General features: G+C 54.5%; 27 protein-coding genes. 10 read left to right on the plus strand and 17 right to left on the minus strand.

All coding sequences use genetic code 11. The features are described from left to right. Positions 1-48: 48 nt before the first annotated feature. The 10 genes from ACFOSD_RS14090 to tsaE all read right to left on the minus strand — a co-directional run bounded on the left by ACFOSD_RS14090 (position 49) and on the right by tsaE (position 11535). On the minus strand, positions 49-1344 hold the full coding sequence (locus tag ACFOSD_RS14090) for an adenylosuccinate synthase (RefSeq protein ID WP_380697649.1): 1296 nt from the start codon (positions 1342-1344) through the stop codon (positions 49-51). A gap of 56 nt (positions 1345-1400) precedes the next feature. Further along, positions 1401-2579: an ATP phosphoribosyltransferase regulatory subunit gene (locus tag ACFOSD_RS14095; protein ID WP_380697651.1), complete on the minus strand. Its 1179-nt coding sequence runs from the start codon at positions 2577-2579 to the stop codon at positions 1401-1403. A gap of 88 nt (positions 2580-2667) precedes the next feature. Continuing rightward, a complete protein-coding gene (gene hflC / locus ACFOSD_RS14100) occupies positions 2668-3543 on the minus strand; it encodes a protease modulator HflC (protein ID WP_380697654.1) in 876 nt (291 codons plus the stop codon). Positions 3544-3556: 13 nt separating this feature from the next. Beyond that, on the minus strand, positions 3557-4717 hold the full coding sequence (hflK, locus tag ACFOSD_RS14105) for an FtsH protease activity modulator HflK (protein WP_380697657.1): 1161 nt from the start codon (positions 4715-4717) through the stop codon (positions 3557-3559). Positions 4718-4738: 21 nt separating this feature from the next. Beyond that, positions 4739-6049: a ribosome rescue GTPase HflX gene (hflX, locus tag ACFOSD_RS14110; RefSeq protein WP_380697660.1), complete on the minus strand. Its 1311-nt coding sequence runs from the start codon at positions 6047-6049 to the stop codon at positions 4739-4741. A 14-nt stretch (positions 6050-6063) separates the two neighbouring features. Further along, positions 6064-6309 (minus strand): RNA chaperone Hfq, encoded by a 246-nt coding sequence (gene hfq / locus ACFOSD_RS14115; protein WP_380697663.1) that lies wholly within the window; start codon positions 6307-6309, stop codon positions 6064-6066. Between the two features lie 157 nt (positions 6310-6466). Beyond that, positions 6467-7429 (minus strand): tRNA (adenosine(37)-N6)-dimethylallyltransferase MiaA, encoded by a 963-nt coding sequence (gene miaA / locus ACFOSD_RS14120; protein WP_380697666.1) that lies wholly within the window; start codon positions 7427-7429, stop codon positions 6467-6469. Positions 7430-7803: 374 nt separating this feature from the next. Beyond that, positions 7804-9696: a DNA mismatch repair endonuclease MutL gene (mutL, locus tag ACFOSD_RS14125; RefSeq protein WP_380697669.1), complete on the minus strand. Its 1893-nt coding sequence runs from the start codon at positions 9694-9696 to the stop codon at positions 7804-7806. After that, complete coding sequence (locus ACFOSD_RS14130; RefSeq protein ID WP_380697672.1) at positions 9689-11029, minus strand: N-acetylmuramoyl-L-alanine amidase; 1341 nt, start codon at positions 11027-11029, stop codon at positions 9689-9691. Before ACFOSD_RS14130 ends, mutL begins: the two co-directional genes overlap by 8 nt. Continuing rightward, the gene (gene tsaE / locus ACFOSD_RS14135) at positions 11026-11535 is read right to left on the minus strand and encodes a tRNA (adenosine(37)-N6)-threonylcarbamoyltransferase complex ATPase subunit type 1 TsaE (RefSeq protein WP_380697675.1); all 510 of its coding nucleotides are present in this window, start codon (positions 11533-11535) and stop codon (positions 11026-11028) included. The genes ACFOSD_RS14130 and tsaE overlap by 4 nt, the downstream gene beginning before the upstream one ends. 91 nt (positions 11536-11626) lie before the next feature. On the opposite strand from tsaE, the gene queG reads away from it, so the two are divergent. From queG to ACFOSD_RS14150, 3 genes are read left to right on the plus strand one after another with little or no spacing between them, the layout of a single operon-like run. Continuing rightward, positions 11627-12709: a tRNA epoxyqueuosine(34) reductase QueG gene (gene queG / locus ACFOSD_RS14140; protein WP_380697678.1), complete on the plus strand. Its 1083-nt coding sequence runs from the start codon at positions 11627-11629 to the stop codon at positions 12707-12709. Beyond that, positions 12696-13220: a hypothetical protein gene (locus ACFOSD_RS14145; RefSeq protein WP_380697680.1), complete on the plus strand. Its 525-nt coding sequence runs from the start codon at positions 12696-12698 to the stop codon at positions 13218-13220. Before queG ends, ACFOSD_RS14145 begins: the two co-directional genes overlap by 14 nt. After that, positions 13217-14425, plus strand: coding sequence for a cation:proton antiporter domain-containing protein (locus tag ACFOSD_RS14150; RefSeq protein WP_380697683.1), 1209 nt, complete (start codon positions 13217-13219; stop codon positions 14423-14425). The genes ACFOSD_RS14145 and ACFOSD_RS14150 overlap by 4 nt, the downstream gene beginning before the upstream one ends. Here ACFOSD_RS14150 and ACFOSD_RS14155 read toward each other — a convergent pair. The 3 genes from ACFOSD_RS14155 to ACFOSD_RS14165 are packed head-to-tail and all read right to left on the minus strand — an operon-like array spanning position 14422 to position 16770. Further along, positions 14422-15138: an HAD family hydrolase gene (locus tag ACFOSD_RS14155; RefSeq protein ID WP_380697685.1), complete on the minus strand. Its 717-nt coding sequence runs from the start codon at positions 15136-15138 to the stop codon at positions 14422-14424. The genes ACFOSD_RS14150 and ACFOSD_RS14155 overlap by 4 nt on opposite strands. A gap of 14 nt (positions 15139-15152) precedes the next feature. Beyond that, positions 15153-15629 (minus strand): MarR family winged helix-turn-helix transcriptional regulator, encoded by a 477-nt coding sequence (locus ACFOSD_RS14160; protein WP_380697687.1) that lies wholly within the window; start codon positions 15627-15629, stop codon positions 15153-15155. Continuing rightward, a complete protein-coding gene (locus ACFOSD_RS14165; RefSeq protein ID WP_380697689.1) occupies positions 15607-16770 on the minus strand; it encodes an Acg family FMN-binding oxidoreductase in 1164 nt (387 codons plus the stop codon). The genes ACFOSD_RS14160 and ACFOSD_RS14165 overlap by 23 nt, the downstream gene beginning before the upstream one ends. A gap of 210 nt (positions 16771-16980) precedes the next feature. Between ACFOSD_RS14165 and ACFOSD_RS14170 the strand changes: the two genes are divergently transcribed. From ACFOSD_RS14170 to vapC, 4 genes are all read left to right on the plus strand, one after another. After that, positions 16981-18120: a methyl-accepting chemotaxis protein gene (locus ACFOSD_RS14170; protein ID WP_380697691.1), complete on the plus strand. Its 1140-nt coding sequence runs from the start codon at positions 16981-16983 to the stop codon at positions 18118-18120. Continuing rightward, the gene (locus ACFOSD_RS14175; protein WP_380697693.1) at positions 18117-18983 is read left to right on the plus strand and encodes a nitrate- and nitrite sensing domain-containing protein; all 867 of its coding nucleotides are present in this window, start codon (positions 18117-18119) and stop codon (positions 18981-18983) included. Before ACFOSD_RS14170 ends, ACFOSD_RS14175 begins: the two co-directional genes overlap by 4 nt. 65 nt (positions 18984-19048) lie before the next feature. Continuing rightward, positions 19049-19282, plus strand: coding sequence for a type II toxin-antitoxin system VapB family antitoxin (gene vapB, locus ACFOSD_RS14180; RefSeq protein ID WP_380707486.1), 234 nt, complete (start codon positions 19049-19051; stop codon positions 19280-19282). Beyond that, complete coding sequence (vapC, locus tag ACFOSD_RS14185; RefSeq protein WP_380697697.1) at positions 19282-19680, plus strand: type II toxin-antitoxin system tRNA(fMet)-specific endonuclease VapC; 399 nt, start codon at positions 19282-19284, stop codon at positions 19678-19680. The genes vapB and vapC overlap by 1 nt, the downstream gene beginning before the upstream one ends. 24 nt (positions 19681-19704) lie before the next feature. Here vapC and ACFOSD_RS14190 read toward each other — a convergent pair whose 3' ends face one another. From ACFOSD_RS14190 to ACFOSD_RS14205, 4 genes are read right to left on the minus strand one after another with little or no spacing between them, the layout of a single operon-like run. Then, a complete protein-coding gene (locus tag ACFOSD_RS14190; protein WP_380697699.1) occupies positions 19705-19977 on the minus strand; it encodes a TMEM165/GDT1 family protein in 273 nt (90 codons plus the stop codon). A 55-nt stretch (positions 19978-20032) separates the two neighbouring features. Further along, entirely contained in the window at positions 20033-20950 is a 918-nt protein-coding gene (gene gcvA, locus ACFOSD_RS14195; protein ID WP_380697701.1) for a transcriptional regulator GcvA, read from the minus strand. A 24-nt stretch (positions 20951-20974) separates the two neighbouring features. Next, on the minus strand, positions 20975-21988 hold the full coding sequence (locus ACFOSD_RS14200) for an ABC transporter permease (RefSeq protein ID WP_380697703.1): 1014 nt from the start codon (positions 21986-21988) through the stop codon (positions 20975-20977). Next, positions 21988-22878, minus strand: a complete 891-nt coding sequence (locus ACFOSD_RS14205) for an ABC transporter ATP-binding protein (protein WP_380697705.1) — start codon at positions 22876-22878, stop codon at positions 21988-21990. The genes ACFOSD_RS14200 and ACFOSD_RS14205 overlap by 1 nt, the downstream gene beginning before the upstream one ends. Positions 22879-23017: 139 nt before the next feature. Between ACFOSD_RS14205 and ACFOSD_RS14210 the strand changes: the two genes are divergently transcribed. From ACFOSD_RS14210 to mgrA, 3 genes are all read left to right on the plus strand, one after another. Continuing rightward, the gene (locus tag ACFOSD_RS14210; RefSeq protein ID WP_380697707.1) at positions 23018-23908 is read left to right on the plus strand and encodes a DnaT-like ssDNA-binding domain-containing protein; all 891 of its coding nucleotides are present in this window, start codon (positions 23018-23020) and stop codon (positions 23906-23908) included. Between the two features lie 28 nt (positions 23909-23936). Then, positions 23937-24599 carry a replication protein P gene (locus tag ACFOSD_RS14215; protein WP_380697709.1) on the plus strand — a complete coding sequence of 221 codons (663 nt, stop codon included), beginning with the start codon at positions 23937-23939 and terminating at the stop codon, positions 24597-24599. A 103-nt stretch (positions 24600-24702) separates the two neighbouring features. Then, positions 24703-25725, plus strand: coding sequence for an L-glyceraldehyde 3-phosphate reductase (gene mgrA / locus ACFOSD_RS14220; RefSeq protein WP_380697711.1), 1023 nt, complete (start codon positions 24703-24705; stop codon positions 25723-25725). Positions 25726-25739 lie beyond the last annotated feature (14 nt).

The following is a 25739-nucleotide window of genomic DNA, read 5'->3' on the forward strand; positions in this document are numbered from 1 at the left end:
GCCAACGCGCCGGACATTCAATAGGACTCAACCGATCTCCGATCGGGTTTACACCGCGAACGCATGCCGCAAAACGATGGTTTCGCTGCGGTCAGGCCCGGTTGAGATGATGTCGATGGGCGCACCCACGACTTTTTCAATATAGGCGATATAGGCCCGTGCATTGGCGGGCAGTGCATCGACGGATTTTGCGCCAACGGTGCTTTCTTTCCAGCCCGGCAAGGTTTCATACACCGGAACGACTTGTTCAAATCCTTCCGACTCGGCAGGCACCGTCATCGGGTTGCCATCTTTGTCTTTATAGCCGACACAAACGTTCACTTCGTCCATGCCGTCCATCACATCCAACTTGGTCAAGCAGATGCCCGAAATGGAATTGATCTGAATGGCATGACGCACTGCGACGGCATCAAACCAACCGCAACGACGCGCCCGACCTGTCGTAGAACCAAATTCATGTCCGCGCTGCGCCAAACCAGCACCGGTTTCATTCAACAATTCGGTTGGGAACGGACCACCGCCCACGCGCGTGGTATAAGCTTTGGTGATACCCAACACGTAGTCTAAATACAAAGGACCAACACCCGAGCCAGTGGCTACACCGCCTGCGGTGGTGTTTGATGAGGTGACATACGGATAGGTACCGTGGTCAATATCCAGCAATGATCCCTGCGCGCCTTCAAACATGATGTTGGCACCGCTGGTTCTGAATTGATGAATCAGGTCGACGGTGTCGCAGGCTAAATCTTTAATCTGGGCGGCCCATGCCATAGCATCGTCGAAGACCTGATCAACCGATAACGCAGGCTGACCATAGTATTGCGTCAACGTGAAATTATGGTAGTCCAACACTTCGGTTAATTTCTCGCGGAAGATCTCCGGACGGTAGAGATCGCCCAGTTTCACCGCACGACGCGCGACCTTATCTTCATAGGCAGGGCCAATACCGCGCCCTGTTGTACCAATGGCTTTAGCACCACGGCGTACTTCCCGCGCCTGATCTAAAGCAACGTGATAGGGCAGAATCAGCGGACACGCCAAGCTCACACGAAGGCGCTCACGAACCGGCACACCCTTACTTTCCAGCATGGCCATTTCTTTTAGCAAGGCATCCGGTGCCACGACGACGCCATTGCCGATGATGCAGGTAACGTGTTCCCGCAGGATGCCGGATGGGATCAAATGCAAGACGGTTTTTTCGCCGTCAATCACCAAGGTATGGCCTGCGTTATGGCCGCCCTGATAGCGGACAACGGCCTTGGCTTCGTCGGTCATCAGGTCAACAATTTTACCCTTGCCTTCATCGCCCCACTGCGTTCCGAGAACTACGACGTTCTTACCCATGAGTTGCACTAACCTTTTCAGTAATCAAATAAGAGAAATTAGACGAATACTCAACGTCACACCGCAACGACTTGCCAGGTTCCTGACAAGGTCTCCAGCCGATGTGAACAATTCAATTCTTTTGCTTCAGCCGGCTCACCACTGAACCCTTGCACCACCACCGCACCTTCACCACGGAGCTGCTCTACGGTCTGCTGCAAACTGGCATCGGCGCCCACCGGCGCGTAAATTCTCCGCCGTACTTGGCGCAGGCCGGGGTCGGTCAAACTGCCCAGGGTTTTCAAATCCGCTGAGAAACCCGTCGCCGGTCGGCTTCGCCCATAGGCCGCACCGGTATCGTCATAACGACCACCTTTGGCGATGGCATGCCCGTGTTCTTTATGAAACAACGAAAACACCAGACCCGTATGATAGTTGTAGTCCCGCAGTTCTGCTAAGTCGAGGTGCAAACGCACTTCAGGATGACGTTGTTGCAATACCGCCAACAGATCCTGCAAGGCCGTCAGTTGAGACTCAACCTGATATTGCGCCAAACGCGATGTCAAATCATGTAACAACTCAACAGAACCCGACCACGTTGGCATATCCATCAACAACGCCTGCGCTTCGGGGTCAGCGACATTGGCATGCACCCAAGCCTTTAACTCCGGCAGGGCACGCTGACGCATCAGCCCGTACAGCTCTGCACGCTGCGTATCATTCAGCGCTAGGGCATCAATCACGGCATGATAAATGGAGACATGGCCAATATCTAAAGTCAGCGAGTCCAAACCCAACGACTGCGCCAAGGCAACCATTAAACAGATAACCTCTATATCCGCCGACAATTCTGAACTGCCATAGATTTCCGCACCCACTTGCAGCGGGTTGCGCGATGATAGCAAAGAGGATTTGCGCGCATGCAATACCGGTGCGCAATAACAATAACGGGCTACGCCCATGCGTCCAATACTGTGCGCATCCATCCGCGCCACTTGCTGGGTAAGATCCGGACTGATCCCCAATAAGCGGCCGGACAATTGATCGGTCACTTTGAAAGTCAGCAAATCTAAGTCATTGCCCAGCCCGGTCTGCAAGCTCTCAAGAAACTCGGCTTGCGGCGGCATCACCTGCTCATAGCCCCACGTTTGAAAGAGATCTAGGGTGCGCCGACGTAGCGCTTCTACATGCGTCGCCATCGGTGGCTGGACTTCTTCAATAGCATCAGGCAGAAGCCAACGATCAGTGTTGTTCATAGCACTCACAACCGTCAGAACATAAAAAAACCGGGACTCTGCCCGGTTTGCGGAAGTATAAACGCTTTGCCGAGAAGTCGCTAGCGTTCTAGCGACGACCGCCTAAGCCATCGTTCAAGTATTGGAAGAACTCGCTTTGCGGTTCCAACACGAGAAGGTCACCCGTTCCGAAGGAATCCCGATAAGCCTGCAAGCTCCGCCAGAAGGAGTAGAACTCCTCATCCTGGGAGAATGCCTGCGCATACACTTGGGCAGCGATCGCATCGCCTTCACCGCGGGTGATCTGAGCTTGCCGGAAGGCATTCGCTACAATCTCCGTACGCTGACGATCGGCGTTAGCCCGAATACCTTCCGCCTGTTCGCTACCACGGGCTCTGATTTCCGTCGCTAATTTTTCCCGATCTGTCGCCATACGGGTGTAAACGTTGTTGCTCACTTCTTGCGGCAGGTCGATACCTTTAATTCGGATATCAACAACCTCAACACCCAATGCCTCACGACCCAAAAGGTCTACCCGATCCCGGATCTCCAGCATTAACTGGTCACGTTCACCGGAGACCACTTCATACAGCGTACGCGTACCGAAGGCGCTGCGCAGACCATCGTTCGCCAGGGCAGACAACCGCTCTGACGCGGCCAGCTCGTCACCGGCCGTGGCAGCGTAGTAATCACGCGGCTGGACGATACGCCATTTCACGAAGGCATCCACGTTGACCGGCTCTTGGTTCACGGTTAAGAAGCGCTCAGGACGCGATACGTTGGTCAGAACTCGCCCGTCAAATCGACGTACGGTGTCCACAAAGGGCAGTTTGAAATGCAGGCCCGGACGCACATCATTGTTCACCACTTCACCAAAGCGCAACTGCACAGCGCGCTCTCTTTCCGTGATGATGTATAGCGATTGACTGCCGATGAACACGATCAAGGCAAGCACAACCAATAAGACTGAACTGCGATTATTCATTGGTCACACCTCCTCAGTTACGGGTCGGATTCTGTCGAATCCGTCGTTCAAGTTCATCGGTAATACGGCGTAAATCCGTATCCGTCAGTCCCGCCGCTCCGGCATTGCCACCGGCAATACGATCTAACGGCAGATACATCATGTTGTTGCTGCCTTCGCGCACGTCCAGCAAGACTTTGTTCGCGTCACCGTAAATGGCCGACAGGGTCTCCAGATACAAACGTTCACGCGTGACTTCTGGCGCCTGCGCGTATTCGTTATAAAGACTCAGGAAACGCGCTGCATCACCTTCGGCAGTAGAGACTAGCTGCGCCCGATAGGCCGCTGCTTCCTCTAATTGCCGCTGGGCCGCACCACGCGCTTCGGGAATCACCTGGTTGGCGTAGGCTTGCGCCTGGTTGATCACCCGTTGCTCGTCTTCACGTGCCCGGATCACATCATCAAAGGCATCACGCACCGGGTTGGGCGCCTGCGCTTCGCGGATGTTGACCGCACTGATGGTAATACCCGAGCCATATTCGTCGATATAGCTTTGCAGACGTTGGCGCACACCATCCGCCAGCGCCGTACGACCCGCAGTTAACACTTGATCCATCGCCAAACTACCTACCTCATGACGCAAGGCAGCGTTGGCAGCATCTTCCAAGCTACGTTCGGGCGAACGTACGTTTAAGGCAAAGGCGCGCGCATCCGACGCCAGATACTGCACCGTCATCGACACGTCCACGATGTTGTCGTCTTCGGTCAGCATCAAACCTTGATAAGCGTAAGAGCGTAAATTGGTGACATTGACCTTCTCTACTTGGTCGATCAACGGCAGCTTGAAGCGCAGACCTGGCATTTCCATTTTGTAGAAATTACCAAAGCGCAGCACTACGCCCCGCTCCTGTTCATCCAGGGTGTAGAAGGCGTTGTACAAGCCTGCACCCAAAAGAACGACGACTGCAGCCAGCCATAGCCCTTTGGCACTGCCAGGCTGACCACCACCCGAGCCACCTTGATTACCACCTTGGTTGCCGCCCCGTTTATTGCCACTGAGCCATTGGTTGATCTTTTTCGTCCAATCACCAATCAACTGATCGAGATCTGGCGGACCATCTTGCTTGCCGTTTTGTCGACGACCCCAAGGATCCTGATCGTTGCGCTGGTTATCAGGCGGTTCGTTCCACGCCATGGTTCTCTCCGATTATCATCATTAACGTTCAAAAAACTCTTTCGTTGGCGGCGCAATGAAAGCATCTTGTGCAATGCCACAGCGCGTCAACATCCGTTGAAAATCTTTCTTCTGTAAGCGTATACGTAGTACGGTGTTTCCAGACTCGTCATAATCTTCTTTTTGTACCGCGTCCGCGGCAAACAATTGAGCCCGTAAAGCCGACCAACGAGGTGGTATGGCAACTTCACCAATGAACAACTCGTCGCCCAACCACGCCGCAATCGCTTTGCGCAACAACTCAAAACCCGACTTATCCAAGGCCGAAAGCCAAACCGCTGCCGGGCGACCTTCTGCATCGTAATCAATTTGTGGCGGTTTACCCAATAAATCGACCTTATTAAACACTAACACGGTGGGGGTTTCATCCACTGCCAGTTCGCTTAACACTTCGTTTACTTGCTCGATGTTGGCATCGCGTTCTTCGGCGGCACAATCAATGACATGCAATAACAGATCGGCCTCGGCCGTTTCCTGCAAGGTGGCTTTGAAGGCCTCCACCAATTTATGCGGTAAATGGCGAATAAAACCAACCGTATCGGCCAGAATAACTTCGCCCATGTCGTCCACTTTTAGCTTGCGTAACGTCGGATCAAGGGTCGCAAACATCTGATCAGCGGCGTACACGTCAGCGTCGGTCAAGGCATTGAACAAGGTGCTTTTACCGGCGTTGGTATAGCCCACGATGGCAACCGTAGGTGTATCCGAGCGCTGGCGCGCCCTGCGGCCTTGATCGCGCGTGCGCTCTACCTTTTCGAGCCGCTTTTGGATGCTACCAATGCGCTCACGCAAGAGTCGGCGGTCGGTTTCGAGCTGCGTTTCACCGGGGCCGCGGAGGCCAATACCACCCTTTTGTCGCTCAAGGTGGGTCCAACCCCGCACCAAGCGCGTGGACTGATATTGCAACTGCGCCAATTCAACTTGCAATTTACCGGCATGCGTACGGGCGCGTTGGGCAAAGATATCCAGAATCAGCCCTGTCCGGTCGAGGACTCGACATTCGATGAGACGCTCTAAATTGCGCTCTTGACTGGGCGATAAGGCATGATTAAACAGCACAACATCGGCTTCATGCGCCTTAACGGCTGCTTTGATCTCTTCAGCCTTGCCGGAACCAACAAATAATTTGGGATGGCGAACAGAGCGTTTGCCAGTGATGAGTGTTACAGGATCGGCGCCTGCTGAGCTGACCAATTCGACAAACTCAGCGGCATCCTCTCGGTCGTCACCCTCAGGGAAGTCGATGTGGACCAAAACTGCGCGGTCCCCACCTTGGGCACGTTCAAAAAACAATCAATAACTCCAGACTAGGCTTCCGCTTCGTCATCTTCGCCGTCATAAGGCAACTTCACCGGGCGCGATGGCACTACGGTGGAAATTGCATGCTTGTACACCATTTGCGATACCGTATTTTTCAACAGAATGACAAATTGGTCGAAGGACTCTATCTGGCCTTGCAGCTTGATCCCGTTCACCAGGAAAATGGATACAGGGATGCGCTCTTTACGCAGGAAATTCAGATAAGGATCCTGAAGGCTCTGTCCTTTGGACATCGTATACTCCTCAGTTATTGTAATAGTTATCAGGGTGATGCCCTTCAGCGTATCGACTGCGAGGCACCCTCGGCCATTCGCCCTCTTTGGACGACCTACCCTGTATTCAGTGTTCTAACCGCGAGAGAAGGCTCGCCCCTAGATAAATCCACTGGCACTAAACGTAATCTTGTCGTGTTATCTCGTTAAGTCTTGCTACGACTTCCGCTCTCAGATTGGGCGAAAGAGTATCAAAGCTCGTCAGGTTGCGCCAGCCCCGCAACCACGTAAGCTGTCGTTTCGCCAGTTGGCGTGTTGCTGCCAAACCTTGTGCTCTCATCTCATCCCAACTCAGGTTACCACTAATATAGTCCCACATTTGTCGATAGCCAACACAGCGTATTGACGGGTGATTGACGTGTAGGTCACCGCGTTCGTACAACGCACGCACTTCTGCTTCAAATCCTTGCGCTAACATGGCGTCAAAGCGTTGTTCAATGCGCTGGTGCAAGGTCGTGCGTTCGAGCGGCTGTACCGCGAATTGCGCCACTGGCCAAGGAAAGTCGGGGGCGACTTCACCGGCCGGGAGCATGGGTGCTTTTTCTTGCCATAAGGCACTGAGGGGCTGTCCTGTACTGAGACAGACTTCCAGCGCCCGGACCAGGCGTTGTCGGTTATTGGGGTGAATACCGGCGGCCGCGTCAGGGTCTAGGCGCGTCAGTTCGGCGTGCAGGCTGGCCCAACCTTTCTGCTCTCCCCGCCGTTCCAAGTCGGCGCGCAACTCCGCCTGAGCGGGCGGCAAGGGCGCCAGATTGGAGAGCAACCCGCGAAAATACAGCATGGTGCCGCCCGCTAAAATAGGCTGTTTGCCACGGGCCGTGATGTCTTTAATCAGCGCCATGGCGTCATCACGAAAAGCGCTGACAGAATAGCTTTCGCTGGGGTCAATAATATCCAACAGATGATGCGGGATGCCCTGCTGTTCTTTGGCCGTCGGCTTTGCCGTGCCGATGTCCATACCGCGATAGACCAAGGCGGAATCCACCGAAATCACCTCGCCATCCAGTTGCTTCGCCAGCTCCACGGCCAATCCGGTCTTCCCCGATGCCGTGGGCCCCATAAGGCATATGATCGGTTTCATTACATCATCTATCCTTCGTCAGCGGATAGCATTGCTGGCACCTAGGGCCTTTCGAGCGGACGCCGTAAACCCATCCATGGGGGCTCGGATGCGCCCATCCAGGGCGCATACGCCTCTCGAAAGGCCCTAGGTGCCAGCAATGATATCCTGAACCCATCAACATTGCCGGAAACATCAAACGCGAAAATGACAATGAGAGTTCAACAATCATTATTGGGAATCGTCGCGACCAGATCGCGGGTTATCGGCCATAAAAAAGGCAGGCAGGTGTGACAGAGGGCCTCTGCGCACAGGACGTGCGCAGCGGAGCCCCCATGGATGGGTTTATGGCGTCCCGATGTCACACCTGCCTGCTTTTTTTATGGCTCCGATGCTCACTGCCCACGCAAAAACAGCTTATCGAGTTCGTGCATCGACAACTGCACCCAAGTCGGACGCCCGTGATTGCACTGCCCGCTGCGCTCGGTGGCTTCCATATCGCGTAACAAACTGTTCATTTCCGGGAGCGTTAGCTTGCGATTGGCCCGCACCGAACCATGGCACGCCATGGTCGACAATATTTCATTACGTGCGGCGAGAATGGCATCACTGGATTCGTATTGCACCAATTCAGCCAGCACATCACGCACCAAATTCTCCACCTGTTGAGCACCAAAAAACACCGGCACCTGCAACACAGAAACTTGTTCCGGCCCGGTACGACGAATATCAAAACCAAAGTTAACGAACACCTCAGAGAATTCTTCCGCCACATCCGCTTCACGCTGGCTGACGTTTAGTGTAGCGGGCACCAATACCGGCTGGGCGGGCATTGATTGCCCTTCCATTGCGGCTTTCATGCGTTCATAGGTAATGCGTTCGTGCGCGGCATGCATATCCACCAGCACCATACCCTCGGTGTTCTGCGCCAGAATGTACACCCCATGCACTTGTGCCAGTGCGAATCCCAACGGCGGCACATCGCTCTCTACCTCGGGGTGCAGCGCTTTGTACGCGCTGATGTGTTCCTGCACACCTGACACAGACGGCCGTGTCGCTTGCGCAGACATCCAACTGCGCGTCCCGGCATTGTCCAAAACGGTCGAGTTCGTGCGCACCGGCGACGGCTCTGCCAATACCGGGTTCGCATTCGGTGACCACAAAGGTGCCGCCTCATCCCGCAGACGCATGGTGGTTTGCTCGGGCGCAGCCTGCTGGGGTACGACATGTGCTACGTTAGCGACTTTTTGCGCTTCAGGCGTCACTTCCGCCAAGGCGCGATGCAACGAGCGAAACAGAAAGTCGTGCACGGTACGCGAATCACGAAAACGGACTTCGTGCTTGGTGGGGTGCACGTTCACATCCACCCCTTGCGGGTCCAGCTCGAAATAAAGCACGAACGCCGGATGCCGACCATGAAACAGTACATCCCGATAGGCTTGCTTTACCGCATGCGATACCACACGGTCACGCACCGGGCGGCCATTCACAAAGAAATACTGCAAGTCCGCCTGCCGACGGTTGAAGGTCGGCAAGCCCATCCAGCCGCGCAAGGTCATGCCAAGGTGCGTGACATCTAGAAACACACTTTGCTGAATGAAATCCGCTGAGCACAATTGCGCAATGCGTTTTTCCTGCTCGGCCTGACTGTGGCAGGCGGTTAAACTGTGAATCGTCTTACCGTTATGCTTCAAGCTCAGGAAGCGTTCCCATTGACTGAGCGCTACCCGTTTGAAGGTCTCTTCCAAATGGCCGAATTCGGTTTTTTCGGTTTTAAGGAATTTGCGTCGTGCAGGGGTATTAAAGAACAGGTCGCACACTTCCACGCTGGTGCCGACAGGGTGAGCAGCGGGCGAAACGACCGGCACCATGTCACGGCCATCGGTGCGTGCTTGCCAACCATCGGCGGCATCGATATGGCGTGAACTTAATGTCAGCCGCGACACTGAACTCACCGACGCCAGTGCCTCACCACGAAAACCGAGCGATGCCACGCCTTCCAGTTCGTCCAAATCGTAGATTTTACTGGTGGCATGACGGCTCAATGCCAAGGCCAGCTCGTCCTGGCGGATACCATGCCCATCATCACGCACCAGTAAGCGCTTAACGCCGCCCTGTTCGACATCTACCTGAATGCGCTTCGCACCGGCGTCCAAACTGTTCTCCAGCAGTTCTTTCACCACGGACGCTGGCCGCTCAACCACTTCCCCGGCGGCTATCTGGTTGGCTAAGCGCGGCGAAAGCACTCGAATAGCGCGTTGCAAAAAAGGCTGTTTGAGGTTATCCACTGGGCACCCGCAACACCTGACCCACACGGATAATGTCCGAGTTCATATTATTGATTTCACGCAAGCGCGACAGACTAACCCGATGCCGGGCCGCGATACCCGACAAGGTATCGCCACTGCGCACGGTATAGCTCGAAAATGTTTGGCTGTTGGCCCGCTGGGCATAGACCCACGTATTCGGAGGGGGATGGGCGTCAAAGTGGCCTTTGATGCCATTAAAAATAGCCTGTGCCAAGCGCCGACGATAGGCTTGCGAACCGAGGTTACGCTCATCCGCCGCGTTGGACATAAATCCGGTTTCGACCAGTATCGATGGCACATCCGGTGAACGCAGAACAGCAAACCCTGCTTGCTCTACTTGTGGTTTGTGCAAGCGGGTGATACTGCGCAATTGCCCCAATACACTGGAGCCGACAGTCAAGCCTTCTTGCATGGAGTGGGTCATGGCAAGATCCACAATCACACTCCGCACCACCGCATCCATGGATTCCAAATTCACGCCACCGACGCCACCAATCGTATCCGCCGCATTCTCGCTTTCGGCGAGATAACTGGCCATGGTAGAGGTTGCGCCCCGGTCTGACAGCGCATAAACCGAGGCACCCGATGGCTGCGGACTGGTAAACGCATCCGCATGCACAGACACAAAGAAATCGGCGTTTGCCTCGCGGGCTAACTGGCGCCGCCGGACTAAGGAAATATAGTAGTCACCCGTACGCACCATAAAAGGCGTATACCCCGGCGTGGCCTCGACCAAGGCTTCTAGTTCACGCGCGATGGCCAATACCACATTTTTTTCAAACGTCCGACTGCGTCCGATGGCACCGGGATCTTCGCCGCCGTGCCCGGCATCGATGGCGATGATGATGTCGCGCTGCCCACCGGTTTGCGCCTGGCGCACTTCACGCGCTGCTTGAACCGTAGTAGAGGCATCGTCCTCCCGCTGCAGGTCAATGACCAAGCGATGGCCGTATTGTTCGTTTGGGGGTAACACAAAACTGCGTGGACTGAGAGCTTCAGTAAGGTCCAACACCACCCGCAAACCACCATTTTCCCGCTGTGCCGCCCGCACCGAACCGACCCCACTGTCGGTCAATTCCAGGGCATCCAACGCGGTAAACAGGTTGGCATCTTCAAGATCCACGACCACACGGGAGGGGTTTGTCAGGGTAAAAACACGATGGTCGGCAGGCTTTGTTAAATCCAGCACCAACCGGGTATGATCCGGTGCCCGCCATAGGCGCAAATTGGTAACGATGTTGGTGGCACTGAGGACGCCAGAGAGCGCCCAAATACTCACACTCAGCAAAATTAATAGGACGCGTTGGCTCATACTTGCTGCTCACCTTTCAGGGGCTCTATCCACTGCTGCCCAAGTGGTGTGTAGGCATGCCAGTGCAGTAACCGTCCGGCACCCTGCTCAACCAAGTGCAAGATGACGTCAGGGCTACGCAACACCCCTCGCCCTTTGTCGGGCCACTCCACCAAACAGACAGCATCGGCGGTGTCATAATCGCGAATGCCGATGAACTCCAACTCTTCCGGATCCGCCAAACGGTATAGATCGAAATGGAACACTCGCATGCTATCCCATTCATAGCCCTCGACCAATGTGTAGGTCGGACTCTTTACGGTTCCCTGCCACCCCAAGCCGTGCAATATACCGCGCGTTAGGGCCGTTTTACCCATACCCAAGTCACCGTGCAAATAAATCATCGCACCGGGGTGACGTTGGACCGCTGGCGACAGACGTACACCACAACGCTCCGTAGCATCTGCATCCGGCAACCAAAGTTGACCTTCAATTAAGGATTGTGTGGATGTTGAAACTGTTGACATACCGACGCGTGATTCTCGTTTGGGTCGCTGATGGTTGGCGTGCAGTGTATCATTCTCCCCTAATTCACTCTACATCGACACTGACTCGCTTATGCAGCCTATTGCCGCCCTTGACCTTCACGCCCTCCGCGACCGTCTGGTTGAGGCTGCGGCCGAGTTAGGGTTTGCCGATGTGGGCATTACAGGCATCGATCAAAGTGCTGAACAAGCACGCCATGAAGCTTGGCTGGCGGAAGGATATCATGGCCAGATGAACTATCTAGCCCAACATGGCGACAAGCGCTTTCATGCGGATCAACTGGTGCCCGGAACCCGCTCGGTGATCAGTGTGCGTATGGATTATCGCCCTGAGGCCGAAACTCGAGACTTGCTCGATCACCCCACCAAAGCCTACATTTCCCGTTATGCACTCGGGCGGGATTATCACAAACTGATGCGCAAACGACTGACCGCTTTAGGAAAATGGCTGGAAGATGAAGTAGGTCATTTAGGCTATCGCGCCTTTGTCGACAGTGCCCCGGTAATGGAGCGCGCCATCGCCCGCAATGCTGGCTTGGGCTGGCAAGGCAAGCACACCCTCATCATCAACGCGCAGGCCGGGTCTTGGTTTTTTCTCGGTGAACTCTTTACCGACTTGCCTTTACCGCCCGACCCACCACAAGCCACTGAACACTGCGGCAGTTGCACCCGCTGTCTGGAGGTGTGCCCGACGCAAGCCTTTGTTGGTCCTTGGGTATTGGACGCACGCAAGTGCATCAGCTATCTCACCATTGAACATCAGGGCGCCATTCCAGAACCCTTGCGCGCGCCCATGGGCAACCGTATCTTTGGTTGCGACGATTGCCAGATATTTTGTCCCTGGACCAAATTCAGCCTGCCGACCAAAGAGGACGATTTCACGCCGCGCCATCAACTCGACGATACCGAAGTGCTGGCTCTTTTCTTATGGGATGAAGCGACGTTCTTGCAACGTACCGAAGGCATGGCCATCCGCCGCACCGGCTATGAAAACTGGCTCCGCAATACCGCCATTGCCTTAGGCAATGGCCGCGCACGACCGGACATTATCGCCGCCTTGAAAAGGCGACGCGCGGAGGTATCACTCATGGTCGCCGAACACATTGACTGGGCACTTGCCCAACTGACCACAAGAGCACAGCATGACTCCGAGTGAACAAGAAAAAATAGAACTCGAACATGAAGCCGCCAAGCTCTTTATGCGGTTGTATGAGAAACAGTTTGGCGTACCGATGCGGCATATTTGGCACAATGAGCCACGCAAGCCCGATGTTTCTTGTTATTTGAATGACCAAAAGCTCGACTTGGAAATTGCTCACCTGTACGGCAGCGAAGCAGAAGCCATGTTGATTTTGCACCGCGAAGTGAACCAGCGCACCCTCGAAGCCTTGCATCTGCTGCTGGAGGTGCCGGTTAAAGAACGTCTGTTAAAAGCCCTGAATACGATACTCATCAACAAAGCCGAAAAGTCTTATCACAGTCAGCGCGTGTGGTTGGTGCTGCGCAACGCCAATCCCCTGTGGTCACGCGCGGATATTGAAGCCCGCCGGGATCAACTCAGCCTGCCTGCCAATCACCCGTTTGAGCAAATATGGATGGTGGGCGATATGGCCGGAAAATCGGGCTTGGTGCAATTGTTTCCTGTCTCATTACAGGAGCACCCATGAACATGGAAATCGGTTTATTTTTTGCCATGGTCATTGGCGGTGGCTGGAGCATGGCACGTTTGGCACAGTATGGGCGTTTGCCGGGCATTCTCGGCATGCTCGTGTTCGGTTTGCTCTTGAGCGGCATCGCCAAACCGTCCATCCCCGATCTGGCGTGGGATCTGGAACCCTTTATTAAATCTCTCGCACTGATCATTATTTTGTTGCGTGCGGGCCTCGCCATTCGGCGACGGGTACTCGCCAGGGTCGGTCGAACGTCCTTATTATTAGCCATCATCCCTTGCACCCTCGAAGCCATGGTATTAACGCCCTTGTTGCATTGGGTCTTCGGTCTGGATTGGTTCATCGCGGCTCTGGCCGCTTGGATGCTGGCCGCTGTCAGCCCGGCGGTGATTGTGCCCACCATGTTGGCCTTGCAAGCCGAAGGGCGGGGGCAAAAGAATCACCTTCCTACACTGATCATGAGCAGCGCCTCGGTGGATGATGTGGTCGCCATTACGCTGTTTTCGACGCTGCTGGTCTTGGCAGTCGGCAGCGATACTTCGGCTGAAATAGCCTCAGGCTTAGTTTCTTCTTTGCAGGGATTGGCTTGGGTGCCGGTCTCTGTTTTGGGCGGAATTCTACTGGGCGCGGTGGTCGGCTGGGTGCTGGCCCTGTGGTTGAAAAAACAGTATCGCCATATTCGTGCTACCGACAAAACCCTGTTAATTGTTGTGACTTGCCTTGCCATGGTGGCTTTGGGTGATGCCATGGGGTTGGCTTCACTGCTGGCCGTGATGACCATTGGCTTTGTGGTATTGGAACGCGCCGAGCCGATCGCGCAGGAAGTGGCATTGAAGCTGGCTAAGTTCTGGATACCGGCCGAGATTTTGTTGTTTGTTTACATCGGCATGCAGGTTGACCTAACCATCGCTTGGCAAACGGGCTTACTGGGTTTAGCGGTGCTAGCAGCGGGTTTATTGGCACGAACGGTGGGCGTCTACATCGCTACCGCTTTTGATCCGCACTTGTCATGGTTTGAACGCAGTTTTTGCGCTGCCGCCTTTGTCCCTAAAGCCACGGTTCAGGCAGCTTTAGGGGCCATACCTTTGAGCGCCGGGCTGGCGGGTGGCAGCGTCATTCTCTCGCTGGCGGTGCTCGCCATTCTCGTGACGGCACCCTTGGGTTTGGTGCTCATTCGCCGGCTCGGCGCAGCGCTGGATTAAGCGCTGCCAAGCAGCGTCAATACGTCACCTATCTGCTCTACGGCGGAAAATCCGGAGGTCCCTTTGGGCGGTGCGGCCACCACTTCATGCTCCCAAATGAGCTCATGCGGCACATGAATGGCCTGCGCCCCGATGGCCAATACGGGCAAAATATCCGACTTCATGGAGTTGCCCACCATCACAAAGTGTGTGGGTTCCACCCCATGGCGCAGCAAGATCTGGGCGTAAGTGTCCGGGTCTTTCTCACTGACCACTTCTACCTGCGCAAAATAGGATGACAATCCGGAACGCGCCAGCTTTGCCTGTTGGTCTAACAAGTCACCCTTGGTAATGACCAATAAGCGATAGTGTGGAAACAGGGCCTCCAACACATCCGGCACACCCTCAATAACCGTGACATCTGCCCTCAACATGGTTTGTGTGAGGTCCAAAATGCGTTGCACATCGGCCCCCGAAATACGTCCTTCCGTTAACTCAACGGCTGTTTCGATCATCGACAACGCAAAGGACTTCACACCATAGCCATAATGCGCCAGATTCTTGATCTCTGTTTTGTTCAGATGTTCATCCACCCACGACGGGCTGTGATAGTGCGTCAATAATTGCTGAAACTCGGTTCTGGCCATGCGAAATAAATATTCGTTATGCCAAAGGGTGTCATCGGCATCAAAGGCAATGGTGGTGATGGTAGGTTGCAGCGGCGACATCGTCATAACGGGAAAAAACCTTAAAGGTCACGTGCGCGATCCAATAGCGCGCGCAACTTACGTAAACTGGGTAAAATACTTTGCGCTTCTGCAAGCCCAAACTGTGGCAAAAGCTGCGCAATATCCGGCGAGATACTGTTGATAGCGCGCTCACGCAATGCCCGGCCCGCATCGGTCAGCATCACCAATTTACCGCGACCGTCCGCCGGATTAGGTATCAAGCGGATCAGGGCGCGTTTTTCCAAGCCCGCCAAGGTATGCGACATACTGGTTTTTGGTACCTGAAATACGCGAGCCATGTCTATTGGCGTGCGTCCATCGCCCAAGCGCACTAAGTGATTCAACGCCGTAAAGTGATGAATGGTCAAGCCATCTTCAAGCCGGGACTCTAGTAACGCCCGGCTGAGCTGAGCGATGATGCCCACCTCATTAAGTAACTCGAACATCATTCGACCATCGACGGACGAAGGGTCATCATGTGTGTTTGATCTTGGCATCCAGACTCCAGCGCGGGGTTTGCGGCACGGGTGCAGCATACCCTAATCGGCCGAGCATCTGAACGGTTTCTCCGTTGTTCGCCAGGGTCCGATGTGCGGTGTCGTACAGTTCTGCCATTTCCGGGTATTCCTGCAAACACTGACTGACCGGATGCAAGGCCAACCCTTGCTGTGTGGTCTGCAAATTCAATCTCAGCCAAGCTCTGCCCGCCGCAATTTGGCTGTTCCGGGAATTGTCAGCACTGGTTAACCAAACGAAAGCCGGGGTGGCGGCCAGCATCGGCTGGTACATATCAATGCCCGCGTTATAGCTGACTGTGCCAGGTGTCGCGAGGTCTTCGCGGGTCACCAACCCTAAAGCAATCAGACCATCGAGTGGCATACCGCCAACATCAATACCATCCGGATTGGCGTTAATTTCTGCCTTGCCCAAACGCATCAAATCCACGCTTTCGCCAATGGCCGCTGGGGTAGTGTATTCGATCATCCACGCATCCCAGATCAACGCCCGTAACTCAGCAACACGAGCCGCGTTGACGGTACCATCGAAACCAATGCCTTGCACGGACGGATTGAGGCCTGGGAGTGCTTCCGCAGCCACCGCCCGCATCATATCAAACGGCTCTTTGGTAGAACGGCGATGGGGAATCTGGGCAAACAACGGGTCCAACGAACGGTTATCAAACACAAAGCGAGCCCGCGCAACGGGCAACTCGCCCAACACATCTTCAGATGAGCCTTGCGGGAACAGCGTTGTTTCGACTCGATAGCCCCGTGCCGACGCCGCAATGGTCATCTGCTCGAGAAAACACCCAAGACCAATGGTCAATTGTCGATCGAATGGGTCAGTCACGGGTAGCCGACGCGCCGGATCAACCCACAAGGTGACGACATTTTCTTCCCGTAAATCGACCAGCCAAGGTTGAAGGTTGTGCGGATTGGGCGCCAAGATGGCGTGCGAGAGAGCAAACCGGCGCGGCTCTTCGTACATTCCGGCTTGTGCCCAAGGAGCAAGCGCTGCATGTGGGGTTCGAGTCGCGGAGAATAGGCCTAAGCCACCTCCGGCAGCAACAATGGCGCCACCGCCCACCAGAGTCATAAGGTGGCGTCGTGATAACCGTGAAGCGTTTGAGTTTTGCATCCTGTATCTCCTGAAATAAAAGCACTCAGTGACTATATAGTGCAACTTCGTACTATACAAGTACGATGTTGCACTATTTTATGGTATTGTTCTTGCTGTAAAAATAATAACCGTCGCACTGATGCGACGAATGGCAATGGCGCCTATGTCCAAACTCGTATCCGCGAGCGTGGCATGGGCGTTTTTTTTTGGCCGATCAGAGGATGTTTTATGTTGTGGCTGACGTACCCGGTTTACCTAATTCAACGGGAATGGCACTGGCGTGGCCTGTGCTTGAGCCTGCTCCTATTACTGGGGTTGCTGATCGCCGTATCGTTGCGGTCTAACGCTTCCGCGGCCCCGGTACTCGGCTTACTGTGTTATCTCATATTGGGAACCTTGTGGCTGATCCGCACCGAGGTCGTGCGCCTGCGCGACTACTGTGCAACTGCGCTGGAGGCAGGCACCTTTACACCGCCCGACAGTGCACAATGGGTGGTATTGCGACCGGTAATTGGCCATTTACAGCCACTGCTCATGGGGCTAGAGCGTCAACAACAGCGGTTGCAACAACGCTTGGAGGAAATTTCACATGCCTCGCAAGAGCTGGAAAACAGTGCCATAGCAGTCACCAGAAACGCTGAACAGCAGAGCGATGCGGCTACCACGGCCGCGGCGGCCGTTGAAGAGTTAAATGTGAACATCGGACAGGTTGCGCACCTTGCGGATGTTTCTCGCCAAGCCAGCTTGGACGCCCGTCAGCAGCTCTTCGATGGTGCACAACAACTCACCGTTTTGGTGCAAAACGTCACCGAAATGGCGCAACAGTCAGAGTCTACCCAGCAACTTATCAATGCTCTGTGTGAACAATCGAGCACCATCAACACCATGTCGGGCACCATTCGAGGCATTGCTGAACAAACCAATTTACTGGCGCTCAATGCCGCCATTGAAGCAGCAAGAGCGGGCGAAAGCGGGCGGGGGTTTGCGGTGGTTGCCGATGAAGTTCGTCGCTTGGCGCTGCACAGCCAGGAGTCCGCCACGATCATCAGCAACAACAGCGATACCGTGCAGGCGCACATCGGGCATGCAACTGAACAGGTGTCGTCGCTTTCGCGCTTAGCGGTATACAGTGCCGAACAAGCTGACGCGGCCCGTGAATTGTTGGATGTGGTGCAAAGCACTGTCCAAGCGATGACGGAACAGGTCATTCAGGTCGCGGTCAGTACCGAACAACAAGGACAGGCCGTGGTCGAAATCGCCACCTTGGCCGACCACGTTCGACAGGGCAATCAAGACAATTTGAAGTCAGCGGATCAGGCACGAGCTGTTGCCCATCATCTGGCGCGCTTAACAGGATCACGCTCATGAATTCACTTCCGATTGTCTTCATGCTCTCCGGGTCGATGGTGGCCGCCTTGAGCCTTTTAGCGCTAGGGCTGCATGTACGCCAGCGACAACAACGGCGTTTGGAGCTTACCCTTACCCTGCATCAGTTACGTCTTCTACGCCAATTGATCGCCGCCTTGCAACGTCACCGCGGGCTCAGTAATGGGGTATTAAGCGGCGACAGCAGCCTACGGGCGGAGCTAGCACAAACGCGCCAAACTGTAGATCAACACATGCAGCAAAGCCTGATGTTAAGCACCACGCAACGCGAAGCATGGGATGCACTGCTCGATCACTGGAGCCGCTTGCGCCAGAGTGGGCACCTCACGCCCGAGAATAACTTGACCCAACACAGCCTGTTGATTCGCAACAGCCTGTATTTGCTCGAAGACATCGCGGTGAGTGCCGACTTAACCAAAGAACATCCTGCCCTACACTATGTTGCCGCGTTGTGGCGCGATCTGGTTCCCGCAGCCGAATGGGCCGGGCAAGCACGCGCCCTGGGTACAGGACTCGCCGCCCAAGGCAACAGCACGGCGGAACAGCGTGTTCGCTTACGTTTTCTCTATCAAAAAATTGAACAGTCGACGCAACGGACTTTTACGCTTCTACAAGACCATGCCCACCGTTTTCCGGAATCGACGTTGTCCGGGGTGAATGGCTGCGCCCAAGCCGTAAATGGTTTGCTGGCATGCATTGACAGGGATCTCTTGCAAGGCACCACACCGACCATTGCCGCACCGGCTTTTTTTGCTCAAGCCACAAAAACCATTGACCAGCTATTCGCTGTCGTCGATGCCGCCTTAGGGCAGTTGGAGCGGGCCCATAACATAACCGCGCAATAAGCTTTATATTTGCACAACACCTGCTACTATATACATCACGTATATAGCTCTGTAAGGGGTGCACCATGTCAGTTGGATCGGTATTTGTGAACAACAGAACTCAAGCGGTTAGATTACCCGCCGACACCCGATTTCCTGATCAGGTCAAGAAGGTAAACGTTCGCGTTGTTGGGCACGACAGGATCTTGTCGCCGATTGAAAACACTTGGGACACCTTCTTTCTCGCTGACGTGTCCGTAACCGATGACTTCATGACGGAACGTGCCGCTCAAGAGCAGTCGGAACGGGAAGCGTTTTGATGTTGAAGTACATGCTCGACACCAACATCGTCATCTATGTCATCAAGCGCCGCCCGATTGAAGTTCTGGAGGTGTTTAATCTTCATGCCGGTCAGATGTGTGTCAGCTCGATCACCTTAGCAGAGCTATTGCACGGCGCCGAGAAAAGCGCCAAACCTGAGCACAATCTGCGGCAAGTAGAAGAGTTCTTTTCTCGGTTGGATATTTTGGACTATGGTCAAAAAGCGGCCGCTCACTACGGCCAAATCCGCACTGAGCTAGAGCGCAAAGGCACGCCAATTGGCGTTAATGATTTGCACATTGCCGGTCATGCGCGCAGTGAAGGCCTAACGCTCGTAACGAACAATATGCGGGAATTCGAGCGCATCGAGGCACTGCGACTCGAAAACTGGGTTTAATACCACTTGGGAACCTTACCAACGTTATGCGTTATATAGGGTAAAAGCCCCTATCGCAATAAACCCCACACCAGCAATGTAGTGCAGGTACTTCTCATTGATGTAACCAGACAACAAGCTACCTGCCAATACACCAATGGCGGAGGCTACAATTAACGCGGCGGAGGCAGCGAGAAATACGGTGTACTTGCTGACTGCTTTATCGGTGGCGAACAGCATAGTCGCTAATTGTGTTTTGTCGCCGAGTTCAGCCACAAATACCGAGGCAAAAATGGTGAAGAAAATTTTCCAATCCATACCGCTAGGCTCGCAATAATTTGGCGCCAGAGTTTAGCACGCTCGACCTAAAAGACTAGGCTCCATGATAGGCCATCATTTCCGGCCCGAAACTTTGCCGGACCTCCTCTTTCATCCATTGCATAAACCACTTCACCTTAGCGCGCACAAAGTGTGCTTCTGGTGCTACCAGGTAGTAACCGTAGGGTGAATCCAGCTCTAGGGCGAACAGCTTTTTCAGCGCACCCTGATCCACAAAATGCTGCACTAAACTGCGCCGAACCAAGGCCACACCCTGCCCCCCCATGGCGGCATCCACCAGCATGGACGCATCGGCAATGGTCAAACAGCGCTCGGCCACAGCAGTTTCTATGTTGTGGCGGCGGAACCATTCCGCCCAACCTTGTTCGTCCGTACTGGTATCTTCCAATAAGGGCAATTGGGTCAGGTTATCGAGGCTCGGCGTGTGCTCGGCAATGAAGTCGGGGGTGGCGACCACCAGCAGACTATCACGGAGCAGAAACTCGCTGCGTAAACCGGGGTATTGACCGGAACCATAGCGAATCGCCAGATCCATTTCGCCGTCAGAAAAGGTTTCCAACTGCTGGGTCGGTTTAAGATTAAGGCGAATTTCCGGGTGCAGTTGCCGAAACTGCCCCAAGCGGGGCACCAACCAACGCGAGGCAAACGCTGGCATCACCGAGAGGTTAATGACGTTCGGGTCGGCATCATCCTTCACCAAGGTAACGCCTGCCCGCAGTGCCGAAAAACCTTGCTGTACATAGGGCAGCAACCGCTGTCCATCCTTGGTTAACCGCACTTCACGATTGCCACGCTCAAACAAACTCACGCCCAAGAAGTCTTCTAACTGACGAATTTGGTGGCTCACCGCCGCTTGGGTCACAAACAAATGCTCGGAAGCCCGTTTAAAGCTCTCGTGCTCGGCCACGTACCAAAAGGTACGCAACGACGTCAGGGGTGGTAAATCTGCCATGCAAGCCCTATCAAAGTGAAATGATCAACGATGGTCGCTGTCCCAATTGAACAACCACACACCTAAGGTAAGAAACAGTAACGTCATCCCACCCAATACCGCCAGATGGAATTGAATATCCAGCAGGCTTGCGCCGTCTAACATGACGCGACGGGCGGCTTCTACCAAATGCGTTAAGGGTAAGCACTGCGCTAACCACTGCAACCAATTCGGTGCGCCTTCGATGGAAAACCATGCGCCCGACAAAAACATCATGGGCCAGGTGCTGAAGTTGATCAAGCCGCTCGTTAATTCTTCGCTTCGACTGCGGGCAGCCATCAACAAACCCAACGCGGTCAAACAAAGCGCGCCTAAAATACCTACCACCAGCAAGTGAATATACTGACCGAGCATCACAATCTTCAGCGTCCACTGGCTGCCCAATAGCAGCGCGCTGCTCAACACCATCACCATTAATAAGCGCGATACAATATGTGCACTGAGAAATTCCCACGCCCCCAGCGGCGTTGCCTGTAGGCGTTTTAAGACCCCGTTTTTGCGGTAACGCACCATCACATAACCCACGCCAAACAGGCAGGCAAACATGATGTTCATCGCTAAAATTCCGGGCAAGGCCCAGTCCACATAACGAATATCGAGCCCGCCAATTAAACGGCGACGATATTCCGGGTCCATGTAGGCCAGTAAGCGCTCAACCACCGCGCCCTCGCTTGAGGTTTCGTTAATCCAATACAGCCGCTGGTCGACATCTAACACCATATGCACATGGTGGCGGCGCAACCGTTCTAACGCTGCGTCCAAACTGGCGTATTTCACCACGGCGACTTCTTCTAGGGTAGTGATCTGCGGCTTACTGACGTAGGCGTCAAGCTCACTGACCAGACCCACCTTGAACACCGGACGTGCGGTTGCACCAAAAATCAACGTGAAGCCTACAATCAACATAATGGGAAACAGAATATTCCACGACAGCGTTGCCCGGTCACGGAAGAATTCCAGATTGCGCGCCCGCAACACAGCCCAAAAACGCGCCAGCATCAGTTCGCCTCCTGCAAAGGATTACCGGTCAACTTGATAAACAGATCATCCAGCGTTGGGGTTTGCACCTGCAACTGCGATAACGGCACCCGGGCGGCCAGTAAATCCGCCAGCAGCACTTCAACCTGTTGGGTTTGAATATACAGCCGCCCTTGGCTGAGGTAGGAGGCATAGCGTTGACGCATGTCGTCGGGTAACACCACGTCATTCAACCCGACCAAGGCCCCGGAAAAATGCTCCGCCAACAGCGCTTGCGGTGCACCTTCAGCAATGATCTGACCTTGGTCCATGATGGCGATGTGGTCACACAGAGTTTCCGCTTCATCCATATAGTGCGTGGTCAACACAATGGTTTTACCGCGCGCCTTAATCTGTTGCAGTAGGTCCCAAAACTGGCGGCGTGCTTGCGGGTCCAGCCCCGTGGTGGGTTCATCCAGAAACACTACCCGAGGATCATTCACCAAGGCTAACGCCAGCAGCAGCCGTTGACGCTGCCCGCCGGAAAGCCGTCGCGCATCGCGGTTGACCACATCATGCAAGTGACACAACGCAACCAACTCATCCAACGCCAACGACCGCTCATAAAACGAAGCGAACAGGCGCAAGGTTTCACGCACGGTCAGATAATCGGGTAAGGCGGTTTGTTGAAACTGAATGCCAATATCCTGATAAATCGCACGCGCTTTCAAAGGTTGGCCAAAATAATGAATGTCGCCAGACGTAGGGCGTAAAATACCTTCCAACATCTCAATGGTGGTCGTTTTCCCCGCCCCATTGGGACCCAACAAACCAAAGCAGGTGCCCTCGGCCACCTGAAAACTGATATGATCTACGGCCGTCATCTGCGCATAGCGTTTTACCAGATGGCGGACTGTGATAACTGGCTGCATGTCACTCCATTGTGATTGGCAACAAAAAATTGCAGTAAGGTTGCGGCACAACGCTGCAAAGCATGGCATTTTATCCCGTTGGTGCAGGGCTTAATACCCCACGCCGTCGCTCAAATTTTTTTGGATGATTTTTTCCTTTATGCCGAACCCGATGATGGACGCCAAGCCGACGTTCAGTTTTGTCACCGAGCAGGCCACAACCCTGGGTGTGGACGCGGCTATTTTGCTGCAATTCGTCACTGAATTGTGGTCTTTACGCAGTTTTTCTGACGCGCCGGGAACATTGGCCGCGCCCGCCGAGGTATGGCTCAACCGGCTGCCGTTTTTTTCGCCGGCGCGATTTAAGCTGGCCTTGGAAACGCTGCACGATACCGGGCTGATTTGGGTCTCCGAAGATGAAGACCACATCCATGTTGAAATACCGGGTGACACGTCGGGACGACCGCCTAAAACAACCGTAAAGACCACCAGAACGCCGACCGTCACTCAGCCAACGCAGGCCAATCGAGCGGTCCAGACAGCGGACAGTGCTGCAGGGGAACCAACGGCCAGCGCAAACCCGGCCCGCCTGCTCAACCAAAGTGGTGATGCGTTATGGGCTCAATTGAGTCAAAACGACCAATCGTCCGCGCCTAAAAACACGGATCACACACCAGAGTCCGACCAAAGTACGCCCAAAAACAGCAGCGCTCCGCGAAAACGACAACGCGTCACGAGCCAGTGGCAGCCCAGTGATCAGTGTGCCGATATGGTGAAATCACGCGGCATAGATTGGGCATTTGCCATGGCACAACGGGAAGCCTTTGTGCTTTACTACATGGATTCAGGACAAATGAGTACCAGTTGGGACAGCAAGTTCCTCGACTGGGTGAATCGACGCTGGCAATATCACTTAAATGACCGACAACATGGCAACCAAACCCACGCCTCCGACGCGCAACCAAAAGACGACAGCCGTGAACGAGCTCCTCGTGAACGCAAACAGCAACTTCGACAAAAGCTCCGCGACATCGGGGACCTCGACTGGTAGCCGTGCCTTCGACCATGATGTAAAAATCATGGTCAATATGTTGTTTGCGCGTTTGCATCATATCTACACCCACAAATTCGAAAGTGCCTATGGTGATGAAGACACCATGAAATACGCCAAGCGTGAGTGGGCGATGGTGCTGGCCGACTTTCCATTGCGTGCCGTTGAACTGACCATCGATGCCATTCGCGTGCGCTATGCCTGGCCACCAACCATAGCCGAATTTCTGGCTACGCTGAGTGAAGTCGCCAAACCGGCCGATTTACCGGATGCCCGCGAGGCGTATCAACAGGCCTGCTTTGTCGGCAATAGCCCGTTAACACAGTATTGGTCGCATCCTGCGGTCTATCATGCGGCGCGGCAAACCGGCTTTTTCCGCTTGCGCACGGAGCCCGAGCAGCAGGTGTGGCCGATTTTCCAACAGCATTATCAGGCCCTGACGTTACGCTTATGCAAGGGTGAAGCACTGGAAATTCCGGAACCTCCAGCACTGCCGCCACCGGCCGATACCGGACCATCGTTTGATCTCGACGCTTTTTGCACCGAGCACAAGGTTACCCCGACGCAAGTGGGGCACTTGTTCCACTATCTTGAGTTGCCCTTCGGTAGCCAAATACGGGCCACCTTCAGAGCGCGGGCTCTCAATGGCCTAAAAGCGCTGGCAGTGCCGACGGAGGCACTGCCAGAGTAAGGCATCTCGTACCAGAGTACGAACTCGCTTTTCGCTCCCCCTCAGTCTCTGTATAGACGCATGGCATACTGTGCGTCTGAACACCAACGCATGAGAGCTGTTTATGATCACCCAACCATCTCGCCCAACGTATGTTCCGGCCGCCGAGCGCTATGAGCGTATGGCCTTTCGTCGCTGCGGTGCCAGCGGGCTCCAATTGCCGCTGTTATCGTTAGGTCTATGGCAAAACTTCGGCGCCGTCGATGCATTGCATAATTCGCGTGCCATGGTGCATACGGCGTTTGATTTAGGCATTACCCACTTTGATTTAGCGAACAATTACGGCCCGCCGTACGGCTCCGCAGAATCCACCTTTGGACAGATCCTGCAGGATGACCTGCGGCCCTTCCGCGACGAACTCATCATTTCCAGCAAGGCGGGCTACGACATGTGGCCCGGCCCCTACGGCATTGGTGGTTCGCGCAAATACCTGATTGCCAGTATTGATCAAAGCCTCAAACGTACCGGCCTGGAATATTTCGATATTTTCTACAGCCATTGTCCCGACCCGTCGACGCCCATGGAAGAAACCATGGGCGCATTGGACACCATAGTGCGGTCGGGTAAAGCGCTGTACGTCGGTATCTCGTCCTATTCCGCAGAGCAAACCGAATACGCCGCCCGCGTATTGCGCGAAATGGGTACGCCGCTACTCATTCACCAACCTCGCTATAACATTTTTGACCGCCGCCTTGAGCAAGAAGGGCTGTTGGATACATTGCGTCGCGAAAAAATTGGCGCCATTGTGTTTTCGCCGCTGGAGCAAGGTGTGCTGACCGACAAGTATTTAAAGGGTGTGCCAGCAGATTCACGCGCTGCACGTAGCGAGCAAATCTACCTGTCGGAAAATGATCTCCAACAGGAGAAAATTGACAAGGCGCAGCAATTGAACGACATCGCACAAGCGCGTGGACAGAGTTTGGCGCAAATGGCCTTAGCGTGGGTATTACGTGATGACGCCGTGACCAGCGCGATTATCGGTGCCAGCAAGGTCAGCCAAATTGAAGACAGTGTATCTGCATTGCAGAATCTGTCGTTCAGTGCGGAAGAATTAACGCGCATTGACGCCATTGTGCAAGCGGTATAACAACACCCGATGGG

Source organism: Salinispirillum marinum, from assembly GCF_042650105.1.
Lineage (GTDB): Bacteria > Pseudomonadota > Gammaproteobacteria > Pseudomonadales > Natronospirillaceae > Salinispirillum > Salinispirillum marinum.

Bases quoted from the DNA above. Each gene is read 5' to 3' on its own strand.
- ACFOSD_RS14090 (WP_380697649.1), bottom strand. From the start codon at position 1,344: ATGGGTAAGAACGTCGTAGTTCTCGGAACGCAGTGGGGCGATGAAGGC.
- ACFOSD_RS14095 (WP_380697651.1), bottom strand. From the start codon at position 2,579: ATGAACAACACTGATCGTTGGCTTCTGCCTGATGCTATTGAAGAAGTC.
- hflC (WP_380697654.1), bottom strand. From the start codon at position 3,543: ATGAATAATCGCAGTTCAGTCTTATTGGTTGTGCTTGCCTTGATCGTG.
- hflK (WP_380697657.1), bottom strand. From the start codon at position 4,717: ATGGCGTGGAACGAACCGCCTGATAACCAGCGCAACGATCAGGATCCT.
- hfq (WP_380697663.1), bottom strand. From the start codon at position 6,309: ATGTCCAAAGGACAGAGCCTTCAGGATCCTTATCTGAATTTCCTGCGT.
- miaA (WP_380697666.1), bottom strand. From the start codon at position 7,429: ATGAAACCGATCATATGCCTTATGGGGCCCACGGCATCGGGGAAGACC.
- ACFOSD_RS14130 (WP_380697672.1), bottom strand. From the start codon at position 11,029: ATGAGCCAACGCGTCCTATTAATTTTGCTGAGTGTGAGTATTTGGGCG.
- tsaE (WP_380697675.1), bottom strand. From the start codon at position 11,535: ATGTCAACAGTTTCAACATCCACACAATCCTTAATTGAAGGTCAACTT.
- queG (WP_380697678.1), top strand. From the start codon at position 11,627: ATGCAGCCTATTGCCGCCCTTGACCTTCACGCCCTCCGCGACCGTCTG.
- ACFOSD_RS14145 (WP_380697680.1), top strand. From the start codon at position 12,696: ATGACTCCGAGTGAACAAGAAAAAATAGAACTCGAACATGAAGCCGCC.
- ACFOSD_RS14150 (WP_380697683.1), top strand. From the start codon at position 13,217: ATGAACATGGAAATCGGTTTATTTTTTGCCATGGTCATTGGCGGTGGC.
- ACFOSD_RS14155 (WP_380697685.1), bottom strand. From the start codon at position 15,138: ATGACGATGTCGCCGCTGCAACCTACCATCACCACCATTGCCTTTGAT.
- ACFOSD_RS14160 (WP_380697687.1), bottom strand. From the start codon at position 15,629: ATGCCAAGATCAAACACACATGATGACCCTTCGTCCGTCGATGGTCGA.
- ACFOSD_RS14165 (WP_380697689.1), bottom strand. From the start codon at position 16,770: ATGCAAAACTCAAACGCTTCACGGTTATCACGACGCCACCTTATGACT.
- ACFOSD_RS14170 (WP_380697691.1), top strand. From the start codon at position 16,981: ATGTTGTGGCTGACGTACCCGGTTTACCTAATTCAACGGGAATGGCAC.
- ACFOSD_RS14175 (WP_380697693.1), top strand. From the start codon at position 18,117: ATGAATTCACTTCCGATTGTCTTCATGCTCTCCGGGTCGATGGTGGCC.
- vapB (WP_380707486.1), top strand. From the start codon at position 19,049: ATGTCAGTTGGATCGGTATTTGTGAACAACAGAACTCAAGCGGTTAGA.
- vapC (WP_380697697.1), top strand. From the start codon at position 19,282: ATGTTGAAGTACATGCTCGACACCAACATCGTCATCTATGTCATCAAG.
- ACFOSD_RS14190 (WP_380697699.1), bottom strand. From the start codon at position 19,977: ATGGATTGGAAAATTTTCTTCACCATTTTTGCCTCGGTATTTGTGGCT.
- gcvA (WP_380697701.1), bottom strand. From the start codon at position 20,950: ATGGCAGATTTACCACCCCTGACGTCGTTGCGTACCTTTTGGTACGTG.
- ACFOSD_RS14200 (WP_380697703.1), bottom strand. From the start codon at position 21,988: ATGCTGGCGCGTTTTTGGGCTGTGTTGCGGGCGCGCAATCTGGAATTC.
- ACFOSD_RS14205 (WP_380697705.1), bottom strand. From the start codon at position 22,878: ATGCAGCCAGTTATCACAGTCCGCCATCTGGTAAAACGCTATGCGCAG.
- ACFOSD_RS14210 (WP_380697707.1), top strand. From the start codon at position 23,018: ATGCCGAACCCGATGATGGACGCCAAGCCGACGTTCAGTTTTGTCACC.
- ACFOSD_RS14215 (WP_380697709.1), top strand. From the start codon at position 23,937: ATGGTCAATATGTTGTTTGCGCGTTTGCATCATATCTACACCCACAAA.
- mgrA (WP_380697711.1), top strand. From the start codon at position 24,703: ATGATCACCCAACCATCTCGCCCAACGTATGTTCCGGCCGCCGAGCGC.